The organism is Flavobacterium sp. P3_A6, assembly GCF_056403035.1.
The window spans coordinates 32,222-47,255 of the sequence record NZ_JBFUGG010000031.1; the positions used below are offsets into that span (position 1 = coordinate 32,222).

Genomic DNA, 15,034 nt, shown 5'->3' on the forward strand with positions numbered 1-15,034 from the left:
AATTATAACCGTTACCGATTACAATAAAGCATCTAAACTATCGGCATATGTTTGTTTTGGTGCTACTCCAACTTGTTTTCCAACAACTTCTCCATTATGAAAAACTAATACTGTTGGAATATTTCTAACACCGTATTTTGCAGCAAATTCCTGGTTTGCGTCAACATCAACTTTCCCTACAACAACTTTCCCTTCGTACTCGCTGCTTAGTTCGTCAATGATTGGCCCAACCATTCTACAAGGCCCGCACCATGCTGCCCAAAAATCTACCATTACCGGTTTATCTGATTTCAAAACTACTTCATCAAAAGTAGCATCTGTTATTGCTAATGCCATACTATTTTTATTTAATGTTTAAATGCTTATTCTTAAAACTAGAGTACAAATTTAGAAATTAAAACCCAACCAAACGTCATTACTAAATTAGTTTTCATTATAAATGTATTGCTAATTGCTATTTCCAAAATGATTAGGAACTATTTCCAGCTGTACACTATATCTGTTGTCTCTCCCGTCTTTTGGGGAGAAGCGGAACAGCAGGATGCCGTTTGCTTCGTCAGTTCGCTTCGCTCGTGTCCATCTTAGGCCATTCCGGATTTCAAAATATTTAATCCCAAAAAAAAGACCCTCTTTCCAGAAGGTCTTCATTCTATTTCAATCGTACTTGATTACAGGCTGTATTTCAATCCAAAAGTCAAACCTAATCCAGAAATTCCAACATACGAACTAATGTCGTTCATTGCATCATTTGGTCTGGTTGTATCTTTTTCTATATATGGCGTTGCTGCATTAGGATTAAATAAATAATGATTTGAATCAGCAGTCAATTTATCAACATATTTAACGTGGCTTGCTGAGTAAGAAGCATCTGCTCTAAAAGTAGTTGGCGTATATAGTTTGTCAACTCCATTTTCTGTATACTTCTTTGTTTCTTTAGTGTCGCCATGAACAGTAAAGTTACGGTATTCTAGTTCAGCAAATATGGAAATATTTTTTGCTACTTTATATGAAGTCCCGATAGCCGCCATAAAACCTACAGTTGGTTTCGGTTTCACAACATCTTTAGTGTAAGTATTAGTAACTCCTGCAGGTGTTGTAAATTCTCTATTGCTTTCAATTTCTAATGTCCCATGAACAGGAACAATAACTCCTACTTTAGTATATGGCTCAAAACCATGAGTTTCTCCTAAAAACATTACAAGCGCAGGTGCAATATCAAACGCTTCAATTTTTCCTTCTGCACTACCAGTTACAAAAATTGGCACGTTATTAGGATTAGGCACATATTTATGAGTTGCTTGCGCCATTGTCTTGCTATTCCCATTGAAATAATTAAATCCTACCTCTACACCAAAACGTGTAGAAAAACGGTATCCAGCAGTCAATCCAGTACGGAATCCTTCTCCAAATGAGCCATGATTGGTTTCTCTTGAAATCAAAGTAGTACCATCAGCAGCAAATACATCATTATTAGGCAATGTTCCTGAAATAATTGGAAAATCAGTTGCGGCCGTTTGAATAAAATAAGAACCTCCTAATTTAAAATACCAAGTCTCTTTTTTACTATCTGTAGTGTTAGTTGTTTGTCCTGCCATAGACATAGCAGAAACCAATAATCCTAATAAAAATAATTTTGTCTTCATTTTTGAAATTTAATTTTAGACAAAATTATATCTATTTTCCTGATCCATAGATAAAACTATGCAGAATAATTAAAAATAAGGTTTTATTGTTATTATTTTTAAATAATAATCGCATAAATTGCTAAAAAAATAAATAAAATTTAAAAATACCACAAAAACAAAAGTTTATAATCTATTAAAAAACACAGAATAGTATTATAATTTAATATAAAAAAGGGTATTCAGCGTTTTTTTTACCATTTTTTAACAATCATTTCGCTTTTTAACACCCCCTTTAAAAAAACAGTTTCTTTTTTAATTCAGCTTAAAATTAATCTGCATTTTTTCCAATTCAAACAGCAATTCATTAGATATTTGAACTTTCAGTTTTCGGCTTGGCATGGCTAATTTGGTAACAATTTTTATTTCTTCCACCTCAGTAACTTGTTTCGTTTCGATTACCTCAACAGTTTCTTCATCACTCTCTGTAAATGATTCTTCTTCATTTTCTGCAAAATCAGGAACTGTTTCGACAATTCGTTTTATCTTTTCGAGTTCCATTATTTCAAAAGAAACCGTATTATCTCCCTTATACTCTTGAAAAAGACGATTCAGTTTATGAATAAACTCTGCCTCAATATCATTAATATTCAAAAGCAGAATTAACTTTTTGGCAAAAGTACTTAACACATCCTGTAAATACTGCACTAAAACAAACTGCATTCGGGGATCAGTCCTTTTACCAGTTTCCTGATTTACCCAACCTTCCTTAATCAGCACTTTCATGAAGGTAAAATTATTTTGAATAAAAAAGTGCCTGAACTTTAAATACTCTTCTCCAAAAATTTTAAATTCGTAACTCTCATCATACCCTTCTAACATAAAAGTTCCCCAGCCTTTTCCATTTTTAGCCACACGATGCTGCACATTGGTAATTATCCCTCMGAAGGTTAAGTTTTTACCTACATACATTTCCATATTCTTCAAAGCTTCGAGCTTAGCGTTACAAAAATATTTCATCTCGAATTTGTAATCATCCAAAGGATGTCCCGAAATGTAAATTCCAACAACCTCTTTCTCTTTGGCCAGTTTTTCCATAGTACTCCAATCTTCACAAGGAGGCACTACAGGTTCAGCAATCTGCACATCACTGCTTTCGCCAAACAAACTTACCTGTGAGGAGTTTTCGTTTTCCTGATATTTTGAACCATAACGCATCGCTTTTTCATAAAAAGTAATTCCGTCACCATCGTCGTGAAAATATTGTGCTCTTGTAGTTCCTTCAAAAGAGTCAAAACCTCCAGCCAATGCCAAATTTTCAATTGCTTTTTTATTCGCAGCGCGCAAATCAATACGTTTTGCCAAATCAAAAATTGACTTATATTTTCCGTCTTTTCTGCTTTCGACAATTGTAGCAACCGCACCGGAACCCACTCCTTTGATCGCTCCCATCCCAAAACGAACCGCATAATCATCATTTACAGTAAATTTATAATACGACTCGTTCACGCAAGGCCCTAAAACCTGCAATCCCATGCGCTTACATTCTTCCATAAAAAACGACACTTGTTTGATATCATTCATGTTATTTGATAGTACCGCTGCCATATATTCAGCAGGATAATGCGCTTTTAGGTAAGCCGTTTGATAGGCAATCCAAGCATAACAAGTGGAGTGCGATTTATTAAAGGCATAACTCGCAAAGGCTTCCCAGTCTTTCCAGATTTTTTCTAAAACTTTGGCATCATGTCCTTTTAAAGCCGCTTGCTCAACAAATTTAGGCTTCATTTTGTCCAGAACGTCCTTCTGTTTTTTACCCATCGCTTTACGCAAAACGTCGGCTTCACCTTTAGTAAATCCTGCCAGCGACTGCGACAAAAGCATTACCTGCTCCTGGTATACGGTAATTCCATAAGTTTCTCCTAAATATTCTTCGCAGGCATCGAGATCGTATTTGATTTCTTCCTCCCCGTTTTTTCTTCGAACGAAAGACGGAATATATTCCAAAGGTCCAGGACGATACAAGGCATTCATCGCAATCAAATCCCCAAAAACCGTGGGTTTCAATTCCTTCATGTATTTCTGCATTCCAGCAGACTCGTATTGGAAAATTCCGACGGTTTCTCCACGTTGGAACAGTTCATACGTTTTTATGTCATCAATCGGAAAAGTATCTGGGTCGAGATCAATGTTGTTACGGTATTTGACTAACTTAACAGTGTCCTTTATCAAAGTAAGGGTCTTCAGACCCAAGAAATCCATTTTCAGCAGTCCTGCACTTTCGGCAACCGAGTTATCAAACTGTGTTACATATAAATCGGAATCTTTGGCGGTAGTAACAGGTACATAATTAGTAATATCGGATGGCGTTATAATCACCCCACAGGCATGGATACCTGTATTTCGCATCGACCCTTCCAGAATTTTTGCCTGCTGAATAGTTTCTCCTGCCAAATCATCTTCATTGGCAATGGCGATTAATTCTTTTACAAGTTCAAATTCATCAGCCCCTTTTAATGCTTTTTTAACCTCATCTTCTGATTCAGAAAGGAAACGAGCCAGATTCCATTTACCCGGCATCATTGCGGGAATCAACTTGGCTATTCTATCGGCTTCAAACAACGGTAAATCCAATACACGAGCTGTATCACGAATCGCCGATTTGGTTGCCATTTTACCATAAGTAATAATTTGGGCCACCTGATTAGCACCGTATTTCTTGATTACATAATCCATTACACGACCACGGCCCTCATCATCAAAATCGATATCAATATCGGGCATGGATACACGGTCAGGATTTAGGAAACGCTCAAAAAGCAAATCGTATTTAATAGGATCAATATTGGTAATCCCTAAACAATATGCAACGGCAGAACCCGCAGCAGATCCACGGCCTGGCCCTACGGAAACATCCATTTTTCGAGCTTCGGTGATGAAATCCTGAACAATCAAAAAGTAACCCGGATATCCTGAATTTGAAATCGTTAACAGCTCAAAATCTAAACGTTCCTGAATAGACTCTGTAATTTCGCCATACCTTTTTTTGGCACCAATCATGGTCAAATCCCTCAAATAGGCATTTTCTCCACGAACTCCATTGTCTTTTTCATCCTCTGGATCAACAAACTCTTCGGGGATATCATATTTCGGAAGCAATACATCCCGATAGAGAGAATAAATTTCAACCTTATCTACAATCTCCTGAATATTGATAATCGCTTCGGGCAAATCAGAAAAGAGTTTTTTCATCTCTCCTTCCGACTTGTAATAGTACTCCTGATTAGGTAATCCGTAACGGTATCCACGGCCACGGCCAATTGGCGTGGCTTGTTTTTCGCCATCTTTTACACACAGTAAAATGTCGTGTGCATTGGCATCTTCTTTATTTAAATAAAAAGTATTATTGGTCGCAATTAGTTTAACATTGTGTTTTTGGGCAAATTCAATTAAGGTTTTATTTACACGATTTTCATCTTCTTGATTGTGGCGCATGATTTCGAGATAAAAATCATCTCCAAATTGCTCTTTCCACCAAATCAAAGCTTCTTCGGCTTGGTTTTCTCCAATGTTCAGAATTTTACTCGGAATCTCTCCGTATAAATTCCCAGACAGCACCATGATGTCTTCCTTGTATTTTTCTACAACGCTTCTATCAATTCTTGGTACATAATAAAAACCATTCACATAGGCTATCGAAGCCATTTTGGCTAAATTATGATAACCCTTTTTATTTTTTGCCAATAAAACTACTTGGTAACCGTTGTCTTTTTTGGATCTGTCTAAATGATTTTCGCAAATATTGAATTCACAGCCTACAATGGGCTTGATTTCGGTTTCTGTAGGCTCTTCGCCTGCTTCCGCCAAAGATTTATTCTTTACAGAAGCTGCTTTATTATGGTTCATTATCGCACTCACAAAATGGAATGCTCCCATCATATTTCCTGTATCGGTCATGGACACTGCGGGAAATTTATTTTTGGCTGTAGCCGAAACCAAACCTCCAATTCCAATGGTGGACTGTAAAACCGAAAACTGGGTATGGTTATGTAAATGCGCAAACTTGGCGTCATTAAAATCTCTTTTATCCGATTCAGAAACCGCAATTACGGGCTCATCGGAAACTAACGATTTTAACTGCTCCCTGATTTTGTCGGAAGCTGCTTTTAGGTTAATATGTTTTAACCCTATTAATGGAATTTCCTTTGGATTTTTATTTTGAAAAGTTTCGAAATAATCCTTTGGGACATCCAGTTCTTCTTTAGTAAAAACTTCACGGCGGATTAATTCTAGAAAACAGCGTGTAGTTGCCTCAACGTCGGCAGTGGCGTTGTGCGCTTCCGCAAAAGGAACGTTGAATAAATAACTGTGCAGTTCGGTCAGAGTAGGCAATTTGAACTTTCCTCCGCGACCTCCAGGCAATTTCAATAACGAAGCCGTAACTTCGGTACAGGTATCCAAAACTGGCATCGAACTCATTGGAGAATCAACTCCCATTCGGTGCAGTTCTGCCCCCATAATATTAACGTCGAAACCTAAATTCTGCCCAACTATAAATTTGGCTTTGCCTAAAACAACATTGAATTTCTCCAAAACTTCCATCAGCGGAATACCATCATGCTCCGCCAATTCGGTTGAGATTCCGTGTATACGTTCTGCATCATAGGGAATATTAAAACCTTCGGGCTTTACCAAATAATCCTGATGTTCAACAAGCTGTCCCATTTCGTCATGCAGCTGCCAGGCGATTTGTATACAGCGAGGCCAGTTATCAGAATCGGTAATTGGTGCATCCCAGCGTTTTGGTAATCCAGTTGTTTCGGTATCGAATATTAAGTACATAATTGCAAATGAAGTGATTGTAATTTTAGAAAATCACAAAAAGTGAATTTCAAAATTAGGCATTTTTTTGGGGTATTCCCGCTTAATTTATCAACAGAAAAATTTATGAAACACGACGACTTACAACTGAAAAATTAATAGATAATAAACATGACAAAATCAGCTTTTTTAATCCTAAATTCAATTTTAATTAGTTTAAAAAGAAAGTCTGTATTCACTTTCAAAACAATAAAACTTCTTTTTGTTTTTCTTAAAAAATCGAAATATCCAGTTTTTGGATGTCGTAGTATTTTTTCAGAAAAAAATATTTTTTGACAACATTATTTTCTCCAAAAAAGGCAAAATTACTTCTAAAAAACCAAACAAAATTCCAAATCTGAATATGGTATTTGTTACTATTTTATTTTAAAATGTTATATTTTTTAAATCAAAAACAGCTATTTTATAACACAATAGCGATAAATTTGCCAATTATTAAAAACAACAGCAAACGGAGTAATAGCTGTTCTATTTAAAAAAAAGTATTACCGTTTGGAAACAGTACTCTTTCTAAAACAAAGCCACAACAGTTTGTTATCCAAAAAACACAAATGTTTGGGTATCGTATAAAACGAAATATCGCAATTGACGGCAATATAACTTTTTTTTACTTTTGAACTTCTATATAATTACACCAAGTTACTGTGGTTATACCAATTACAATTTAAAAAAAACAAAATGAGTAAGACATTATTTGACAAAGTATGGGATTCACATGTAGTGCGTAAAATTGAAGATGGACCAGATGTGTTTTTTATTGACCGCCATTTTATTCACGAAGTGACTAGTCCTGTTGCTTTTTTAGGATTAAAAGCTAGAAACGTAAAGGTTTTATACCCAGAGCGTACTTTTGCCACTGCCGATCACAATACACCAACTATAAACCAGCATTTGCCTGTTGAAGATGCATTATCTGCAAATCAATTAAAAGCTTTGGAAGACAATGCAGCCGAATACGGAATTTCACACTGGGGATTAGGTCATCAAAAAAACGGAATTGTACACGTAGTAGGTCCTGAGAACGGAATTACTTTACCAGGTGCTACAATTGTTTGCGGAGATTCTCACACATCAACTCACGGTGCTTTTGGAGCGATTGCTTTTGGTATTGGAACTTCAGAGGTTGAGATGGTACTTTCTACACAATGTATCATGCAGCCAAAACCTAAAAAAATGCGTATCAATGTAAATGGCACTCTAAGCAAAGGTGTTGGGCCAAAAGACGTTGCGCTTTATATTATCGCTCAATTAACTACTTCTGGAGGAACAGGCTATTTTGTAGAATATGCTGGTGATGTTTTCGAAAACATGACAATGGAAGGCCGTATGACTGTTTGTAACCTAAGTATCGAAATGGGTGCCCGTGGCGGTATGATTGCTCCTGACCAAAAAACATTCGATTTCCTAGAAGGAAGATTGTATGCTCCAAAAGGAGAAGCTTGGACTAAAGCAGTTGAATACTGGAAAACTTTAAAAACCGATGCTGATGCTGTATTTGATGCTGAATTAAATATCAATGCTTCAGATATCGAACCAATGATTACTTATGGTACAAATCCTGGAATGGGAATTGGCATCACTAAACATATTCCAAATGCCAATCAGGTTGAAGGCGGAGAGGAAACGTATAAAAAATCGTTAGCTTATATGGGCTTCAACGAAGATGATGTGATGATTGGAAAAACAATTGATTACGTTTTCTTAGGAAGCTGTACAAATGGACGTATCGAAGATTTTAGAGCTTTCGCAGAAATTGTAAAAGGCCGTAAAAAAGCTGATAACGTTACTGCTTGGTTAGTTCCAGGTTCTCACGTTGTTGAAGCGCAAATTAAAGAAGAAGGAATTTTGGATATTCTGACAGAAGCTGGTTTCGTATTGCGTCAGCCGGGTTGTTCTGCTTGTTTAGCAATGAATGATGATAAAGTTCCTGCTGGAAAATATGCAGTAAGTACTTCTAACAGAAACTTTGAAGGCCGTCAGGGTCCAGGTTCAAGAACTTTATTGGCTAGTCCGATTATGGCTGCTGCTGCTGCTGTTACTGGAAAACTAACTGACCCAAGAGAGCTTTTTTAAAAGATTTTTTGATTGAGGATTAACGATTTTTGATTTCAGATTGATTTCGTTACTCTAAAAAAATCATTTAAAAACTTACATTTTAAAATTTTACAAAAATTAGTAACATCTACGATTTTTACTTTCTACCAAGAAAATCTAAAATCAGAAATCGTTACTCAAAAATCTAAAATCACAATGGCATACGATAAATTTAATATACTTACCAGTAGTGCAGTGCCACTACCGATAGAAAACGTAGATACAGATCAAATCATCCCAGCTCGTTTCCTGAAAGCTACAAAACGTGAAGGTTTTGGAGACAATCTTTTTAGAGACTGGAGATACAACGGAGATGATACTCCAAAAGCAGATTTCGTTTTAAACGATTCTACTTACTCTGGAAAAATCCTTGTTGGAGGAAAAAACTTTGGTTCAGGTTCTTCTCGTGAGCATGCTGCTTGGGCAGTTTACGATTACGGATTCCGTGCTGTGGTTTCTTCTTTCTTTGCAGATATCTTCAAAGGAAACTGCTTAAACATTGGTGTTTTGCCAGTACAAGTTAGCCCAGAATTTGCTGAAACTATTTTCAAAGCAATCGAAGCGGATCCAAAAACAGAATTGGAAATTAACTTGCCTGCACAAACTATTACTTTGCTGGCAACAGGCCAAAAGGAATCTTTTGCTATTAATGGATACAAAAAGAACAATATGATTAATGGTTTTGACGACATTGATTATTTGCAAAACATTAAAGAAGATATTGTCACTTTTGCAGACAAACTTCCTTACTAAAAGTATCCAGTTCTTAGCTTTTTAGTTTTTAGTAATACTGTTTATCAGTTTGCTATTATTTAAAAATACAGATTAATTCACAATAACACCCGACACATTTTTTTAAATATGTCGGGTTTATAAATAAAAATATGTATGGTTTTAGAAGTGGCTAATCTACAGGTAATAAAAGGAGAAGAACAAAATTTTGAAAAGGATTTTGCCATTGCCAGTCAGTTCATACAATCCATTTCTGGTTATGCAGGTCACAGTTTGAGAAAATGTTTGGAAGCAGAAAACAAATATCTACTGCTAGTTGACTGGGAAAAATTAGAAGATCATACTATTGGATTTAGAGAATCTGAAGCATATCTAGAATGGAAAAAAATACTGCATCATTATTATAATCCATTTCCGGTTGTGGAGCATTATGAAATGGTTTTGGAGAATAAAAAATAGTTTTAAAACAAAAAATGAAAGCAAACAAACACATTCAAAGAGACGGACAAGAATCTACTAAGGTATTTGACAGAAGCCTTGCCAATGATTACAGGCATTTATCTTCTATTTTAAAACCTGGCATGAAAGTTCTCGACATTGGATGTGCTACTGGTTTTATTTCGAGAGATATTGCTGCCATAGTTGGAATAAACGGAAAAGTCACAGGAATTGACAATACCGAAAGTTTGATTTTAAACGGAAGAGAATTACATCAAAATGTAACCAATCTGAAGTTAATTCATGTTGATTTATTTAATTTTAACCCAGAAGAAAAATTTGATTTAATCATTTCTGCAAGAACGCTGCAATGGTTGAGTAATCCAAAAGAAGCTTTGGTAAAAATGAAATCGCTGCTGCAACCAAACGGTCAAATTTCGATTTTGGACTATGACCACACTAATTTAAACTGGAATCCGTCGCCTCCAGAAAGCATGCTGGAATTTTACAATGCATTCTTAAAATGGAGACAAGATGCCGGAATGAATAATAGAATTGCAGAAGATTTACCATCTTTATTAGAGGAAGCCGGTTTTCATTCTGTCGAAAAAATCAATTCGGATGAATTTTATACTAAAGAAAGAGCAGATTATAAATCAAAAATAGGCATTTGGTCTAAAGTTGCCGGTTCACTTCAAATGGTGGAAGAAGGCTATTTAGAAAATGATTTGCGATTGAAAGCAATTGAAGAATACAATCATTGGATAGAAACTGATGCTGTTTCTATGACCATGAAATTAAATGAAGTACGAGGAAGAATATAATGTTTTGACAACCGAAAATTTCTTACTATCGTGAGGCTGCGTGAGGGATTGAAGCGGAAATCCTTTTTTATAAAATGGAGCTTGCGGAATTTTATAAAAAAGATTAAAGCGTAAAGCCCGACAGCAATAAAAAATGGCTATTTACAAAGTAGCTTTGCCGTTTTTTTATTGATGGCACGCCCAAAAAATTATAAAAATTAAAATTTGTTACAGCTTTATAAAGCTTTTGACAACCAAAAATTGTCACAAAATATAAGTCAATAATTAAACAATAATGGAAAAAAGAAAAATTGAAATAATGGATACGACGCTTCGAGATGGTGAACAAACCTCGGGAGTATCCTTTTCGGCAGCAGAAAAATTAACCATTGCGCAATTATTGCTTGAAGAATTACATATTGACCGTATTGAGATTGCATCTGCTCGTGTAAGCGAAGGCGAATTTCAAGGGGTAAAAGGGATTATGACATGGGCATCAGCAAAAGGTTATACTGACAGAATTGAAGTATTGGCTTTTGTAGATGGAGGAATTTCTATCGAATGGATGAAAAAAGCAGGAGCCAAAGTTCAAAATCTTTTGACCAAAGGCTCTTTAAATCATTTGACTCATCAATTAAAAAAAACGCCAGAACAGCATTTTTCCGAAATTGCACAATCCATCGCTTTGGCAAATGAAAACGGAATTGCCACCAATGTGTATCTCGAAGATTGGAGCAATGGTATGCGCAATTCTCCTGAATATGTTTTTCAATATTTAGATTTTTTAGTAACACAGCCTATCAAAAGAATATTGTTGCCCGATACTTTAGGAGTGTTGATTCCATCGGAAACTTTTGAATTTATATCCAAGATTACATCAAAATATCCAAACATACATTTTGATTTCCATGCACATAACGACTACGATTTGAGCGTTGCCAATGTGATGGAGGCTGTAAAAGCTGGCATCAATGGATTACATGTTACTGTAAACGGAATGGGAGAACGCGCTGGAAATGCTCCGCTTGAAAGTACTGTTGCGGTGATTAATGACTTTATGCCTGAGGTAAAAATCAACATCAAGGAATCCTCTTTATATTCGGTAAGCAAACTTGTTGAGACTTTTACCGGTTATAGAATTCCTGCTAATAAACCTATCGTGGGTGATAACGTTTTTACGCAAACCGCCGGCATTCATGCCGATGGTGACAATAAAAACAATTTATATTTTAATGATTTACTCCCAGAGCGTTTTGGAAGAAAGCGTAAATATGCTTTAGGAAAAACATCTGGCAAAGCCAATATCGAAAAAAATCTGCAGGAATTAGGATTGAAACTTAATCCTGAAGATTTAAAATTAGTTACTCAAAGAATAATCGAATTAGGTGACAAAAAAGAAACTGTTACCAAAGAAGATTTACCCTATATTATTTCGGATGTTTTGGACAGCCAGACTTATGAAGAAAAAATTGTGGTGGAATCGTATTTATTATCTCATGCCAAAGGATTGCGCCCTTCGACAACACTTTGCTTAAAAATTGACGGCGAAATTTTTGAAGAAAGCGCACAAGGTGACGGTCAATTTGATGCTTTTATGAATGCACTTTCAAAAATATATAAAGGCAGAAAAATGACTTTGCCAAAATTGATCGATTATGTGGTTCGAATACCTCCAGGAAGCAGCTCAGATGCTTTGTGCGAAACCATCATTACTTGGACAGACAACGGGAAAAAATTCAAAACGAGAGGATTAGACTCTGATCAAACGGTAGCCGCTATTATAGCAACACAAAAAATGCTCAATGTAGTGTCGATTTAAATTGCTATTTAAAAAAATAAATTCCAACTAAAAAATATAATTAAAAATTAAAAACAATGAAATTCAATATTGCCCTTTTAGCCGGAGACGGAATCGGACCAGAAGTAGTTAACGAAGCTGTTAAAGTTTCGGATGCCATTGCTAAAAAATTTAACCATGAAATCACCTGGACTCCAGCGCTTACCGGAGCTTGTGCAATTGATGCTGTTGGAGTGCCTTATCCAGATGAAACCCATGAGATTTGTATGGCTGCCGATGCTGTTCTTTTTGGAGCTATCGGACACCCAAAATACGATAACGATCCAAGCGCCCCAGTTAGACCGGAACAAGGCTTATTGCTTATGCGTAAAAAATTAGGTTTGTTTGCTAATGTGCGTCCAACCTTTACTTTCCCTTCTTTGATTGATAATTCTCCATTAAAAAGAGAAAGAATCGAAGGAACGGATTTGGTTTTCCTAAGAGAATTAACTGGCGGAATCTATTTTGGTGAAAAAGGAAGAAAAGACGGTGGAGACACTGCTTTTGATAATTGCGTATACACCAGAGCCGAAGTACAGCGTTTGGCTAAAAAAGGATTTGAATTAGCAATGACACGTTCTAAAAAATTGTGCTGCGTGGACAAAGCAAACGTTTTGGAAACTTCACGTTTATGGAGAGAAACGGTACAAGCCATGGAAAAAGAATATCCAGAGGTTACTGTTTCTTATGAATTTGTGGATGCAGTTGCAATGCGTTTGGTACAATGGCCAAATTCTTATGATGTATTAATTACAGAAAACTTATTTGGTGATATTTTAACAGATGAAGCTTCTGTAATTTCAGGTTCAATGGGATTAATGCCATCTGCATCTGTTGGTGAACACACTTCACTTTATGAGCCAATTCACGGTTCTTACCCACAAGCTACTGGATTGAATATCGCTAATCCATTGGCAACTGTTTTATCTGCAGCTATGATGTTTGAAGATGCTTTTGGATTGAAAGACGAAGCAGAAGCGATCAGAGCCGTTGTAAACAAATCATTAGAGCAGGGAATTGTTACTGAAGATTTAGCAGGAAAAGGGGCAAAAGCTTATTCCACTAGCGAAGTTGGTGACTGGTTGGTTGCTAATTTGTAAAAATTAAAAATAATGTTTTGGAGATGTATTGTGGCATATTCCTACCATACATTCCTAGAATAACAAACAAAAGGCTGCTCCTAAATATAGACTGCACCCAAAAGTTTAGACGAATTTATAATTAAATTTGATAATAATGAGCTCGATATTGTATCGGGCTCATTCCTTTTAGATTTAGCTTGATTCTGTCGTTATTATAATACTTTATATATTCAATTATCTCACGTTTTAATTGATTTATGGAACTGTATTTCTTCAGATAAAAAAGTTCTGATTTTAATATTCCAAAGAAATTTTCAATAATGGCATTATCAAGACAATTTCCTTTTCTGGACATACTTTGTTTAATTCCTTTTTCCTTTAATAAATACTGGTATTGTTTCATTTGATATTGCCATCCTTGGTCAGAATGTAGAGTTAAATTTGTGTTGTCAGGTATTTTTCTAAATGCTTTTTCAAGCATCGTTACCACTTGGTTAAAAACGGGTCTTTCGGCTAATTGATAACTAATTATCTCTTGATTAAACAAGTCAATTATTGGTGATAAATACAATTTCTTTCCCGACACATTAAATTCAGTTATATCTGTTGCCCATTTTTGATTAGGAACTGATGCTTTAAAATTTCGTCTTAAAATATTAGGAGCAATTTTGCCTTGTTCTCCTTTATATGATTTGTATTTTTTAACCCTAATAATACTTTTTAAATCTAATAACTTCATCAGCTTTAAAACTGTTTTATGATTAATAATTATTCCTTTACCGTGTAGTTCCTCTGTTATTCTTCTATAACCATAACGACCTTTGTGCTTATGATAGATTGATTTAATCCACTCCTTAATCTCTTTGTATTTATCAGGTGTTTTGCTTTGCTTCTGGTAATAATAAAAACTGCTACGCGCCACATTAGTACAATTCAAAAGTAAATTTAAATCATACTGATGCCTTAATTCCATTATGACTTGCGATTTTTGGCTTTTTCTTCGGCTTGAATTAAGGCTTGTAACTTTTTTAGAAAATCAATTTCACAGCGCAATGCTTCATTCTCTTTAAGAAGTTCTTCTTCTCTAGTTAATAGTTTTTCGGATTTGCGCTTTTTACGTTTGAAATCACTCATAGATTTTGGTCTGCCTCTTGGTTTTGCTCTTAATGCTTCTAAACCAAAATTAGCAAAATCTTTTTTCCATTTGACAATGATTGAATCTGAAGGAATATTAAATCGCAAACGAGTTTCTCTTAAGGATAATGAATCCTTATCAATTGATTTTAATACACTTAATTTAAAATCAACTGAGTAAACCTGATTCTTTCGTGTTAACAAACTACTTTTACCATATTCCCTATAGAAACTAACCCATTTACGAATATTAGATTCGCTGATTCCTTTCTTCTTAGATACCGTTTCACATGAATAATGCTGATGAACCACTAATTCTACACATTCAAGTTTAAATTCGTAATCATACTTGACTTTTCTTTCCATAAAAATGCCCCCAAATAGTGTCTAACTTTTTGGGGGCAGTGCATT

12 protein-coding genes are annotated in these 15,034 nt (G+C 35.4%); 6 read left to right on the forward strand and 6 right to left on the reverse strand.

Annotation, left to right across the window (positions count from 1 at the left end; all coding sequences use genetic code 11):
- Positions 1–18: 18 nt before the first annotated feature.
- From trxA to dnaE, 4 genes are all read right to left on the reverse strand, one after another.
- On the reverse strand, positions 19–336 hold the full coding sequence (trxA, locus tag AC1DVP_RS20010; protein ID WP_007805142.1) for a thioredoxin: 318 nt from the start codon (positions 334–336) through the stop codon (positions 19–21).
- Between the two features lie 111 nt (positions 337–447).
- Positions 448–648: a hypothetical protein gene (locus AC1DVP_RS20015; protein WP_477185239.1), complete on the reverse strand. Its 201-nt coding sequence runs from the start codon at positions 646–648 to the stop codon at positions 448–450.
- A gap of 20 nt (positions 649–668) precedes the next feature.
- Entirely contained in the window at positions 669–1,643 is a 975-nt protein-coding gene (locus tag AC1DVP_RS20020) for an outer membrane protein (protein WP_477185240.1), read from the reverse strand.
- Positions 1,644–1,937: 294 nt separating this feature from the next.
- Positions 1,938–6,464: a DNA polymerase III subunit alpha gene (dnaE, locus tag AC1DVP_RS20025; protein ID WP_477185241.1), complete on the reverse strand. Its 4,527-nt coding sequence runs from the start codon at positions 6,462–6,464 to the stop codon at positions 1,938–1,940.
- Between the two features lie 717 nt (positions 6,465–7,181).
- Here dnaE and leuC point away from each other — a divergent pair.
- The 6 genes from leuC (at position 7,182) to leuB (ending at position 13,507) form a co-directional block, all read left to right on the forward strand.
- Positions 7,182–8,576 (forward strand): 3-isopropylmalate dehydratase large subunit, encoded by a 1,395-nt coding sequence (gene leuC, locus AC1DVP_RS20030; protein ID WP_477185242.1) that lies wholly within the window; start codon positions 7,182–7,184, stop codon positions 8,574–8,576.
- Positions 8,577–8,753: 177 nt separating this feature from the next.
- Positions 8,754–9,350 carry a 3-isopropylmalate dehydratase small subunit gene (leuD, locus tag AC1DVP_RS20035; RefSeq protein WP_477185243.1) on the forward strand — a complete coding sequence of 199 codons (597 nt, stop codon included), beginning with the start codon at positions 8,754–8,756 and terminating at the stop codon, positions 9,348–9,350.
- Between the two features lie 135 nt (positions 9,351–9,485).
- Positions 9,486–9,788 (forward strand): antibiotic biosynthesis monooxygenase family protein, encoded by a 303-nt coding sequence (locus tag AC1DVP_RS20040; protein ID WP_477185244.1) that lies wholly within the window; start codon positions 9,486–9,488, stop codon positions 9,786–9,788.
- A 14-nt stretch (positions 9,789–9,802) separates the two neighbouring features.
- A complete protein-coding gene (locus tag AC1DVP_RS20045; protein ID WP_477185245.1) occupies positions 9,803–10,591 on the forward strand; it encodes a methyltransferase domain-containing protein in 789 nt (262 codons plus the stop codon).
- A 274-nt stretch (positions 10,592–10,865) separates the two neighbouring features.
- Positions 10,866–12,389: an alpha-isopropylmalate synthase regulatory domain-containing protein gene (locus AC1DVP_RS20050; RefSeq protein WP_477185246.1), complete on the forward strand. Its 1,524-nt coding sequence runs from the start codon at positions 10,866–10,868 to the stop codon at positions 12,387–12,389.
- Positions 12,390–12,445: 56 nt separating this feature from the next.
- Positions 12,446–13,507 carry a 3-isopropylmalate dehydrogenase gene (gene leuB / locus AC1DVP_RS20055; RefSeq protein ID WP_477185247.1) on the forward strand — a complete coding sequence of 354 codons (1,062 nt, stop codon included), beginning with the start codon at positions 12,446–12,448 and terminating at the stop codon, positions 13,505–13,507.
- A gap of 121 nt (positions 13,508–13,628) precedes the next feature.
- Here the strand turns inward: leuB and AC1DVP_RS20060 are convergent, their stop codons facing one another.
- Entirely contained in the window at positions 13,629–14,462 is an 834-nt protein-coding gene (locus AC1DVP_RS20060) for an IS3 family transposase (protein ID WP_477185248.1), read from the reverse strand.
- On the reverse strand, positions 14,462–14,989 hold the full coding sequence (locus AC1DVP_RS20065) for a helix-turn-helix domain-containing protein (RefSeq protein ID WP_477185249.1): 528 nt from the start codon (positions 14,987–14,989) through the stop codon (positions 14,462–14,464). Before AC1DVP_RS20065 ends, AC1DVP_RS20060 begins: the two co-directional genes overlap by 1 nt.
- Positions 14,990–15,034 lie beyond the last annotated feature (45 nt).

What these genes read in the sequence shown, in the direction of transcription:
- trxA (WP_007805142.1), bottom strand. Translation starts at nt 336, where the DNA reads ATGGCATTAGCAATAACAGATGCTACTTTTGATGAAGTAGTTTTGAAA.
- AC1DVP_RS20015 (WP_477185239.1), bottom strand. Translation starts at nt 648, where the DNA reads ATGAAGACCTTCTGGAAAGAGGGTCTTTTTTTTGGGATTAAATATTTT.
- AC1DVP_RS20020 (WP_477185240.1), bottom strand. Translation starts at nt 1,643, where the DNA reads ATGAAGACAAAATTATTTTTATTAGGATTATTGGTTTCTGCTATGTCT.
- leuC (WP_477185242.1), top strand. Translation starts at nt 7,182, where the DNA reads ATGAGTAAGACATTATTTGACAAAGTATGGGATTCACATGTAGTGCGT.
- leuD (WP_477185243.1), top strand. Translation starts at nt 8,754, where the DNA reads ATGGCATACGATAAATTTAATATACTTACCAGTAGTGCAGTGCCACTA.
- AC1DVP_RS20040 (WP_477185244.1), top strand. Translation starts at nt 9,486, where the DNA reads ATGGTTTTAGAAGTGGCTAATCTACAGGTAATAAAAGGAGAAGAACAA.
- AC1DVP_RS20045 (WP_477185245.1), top strand. Translation starts at nt 9,803, where the DNA reads ATGAAAGCAAACAAACACATTCAAAGAGACGGACAAGAATCTACTAAG.
- AC1DVP_RS20050 (WP_477185246.1), top strand. Translation starts at nt 10,866, where the DNA reads ATGGAAAAAAGAAAAATTGAAATAATGGATACGACGCTTCGAGATGGT.
- leuB (WP_477185247.1), top strand. Translation starts at nt 12,446, where the DNA reads ATGAAATTCAATATTGCCCTTTTAGCCGGAGACGGAATCGGACCAGAA.
- AC1DVP_RS20060 (WP_477185248.1), bottom strand. Translation starts at nt 14,462, where the DNA reads ATGGAATTAAGGCATCAGTATGATTTAAATTTACTTTTGAATTGTACT.
- AC1DVP_RS20065 (WP_477185249.1), bottom strand. Translation starts at nt 14,989, where the DNA reads ATGGAAAGAAAAGTCAAGTATGATTACGAATTTAAACTTGAATGTGTA.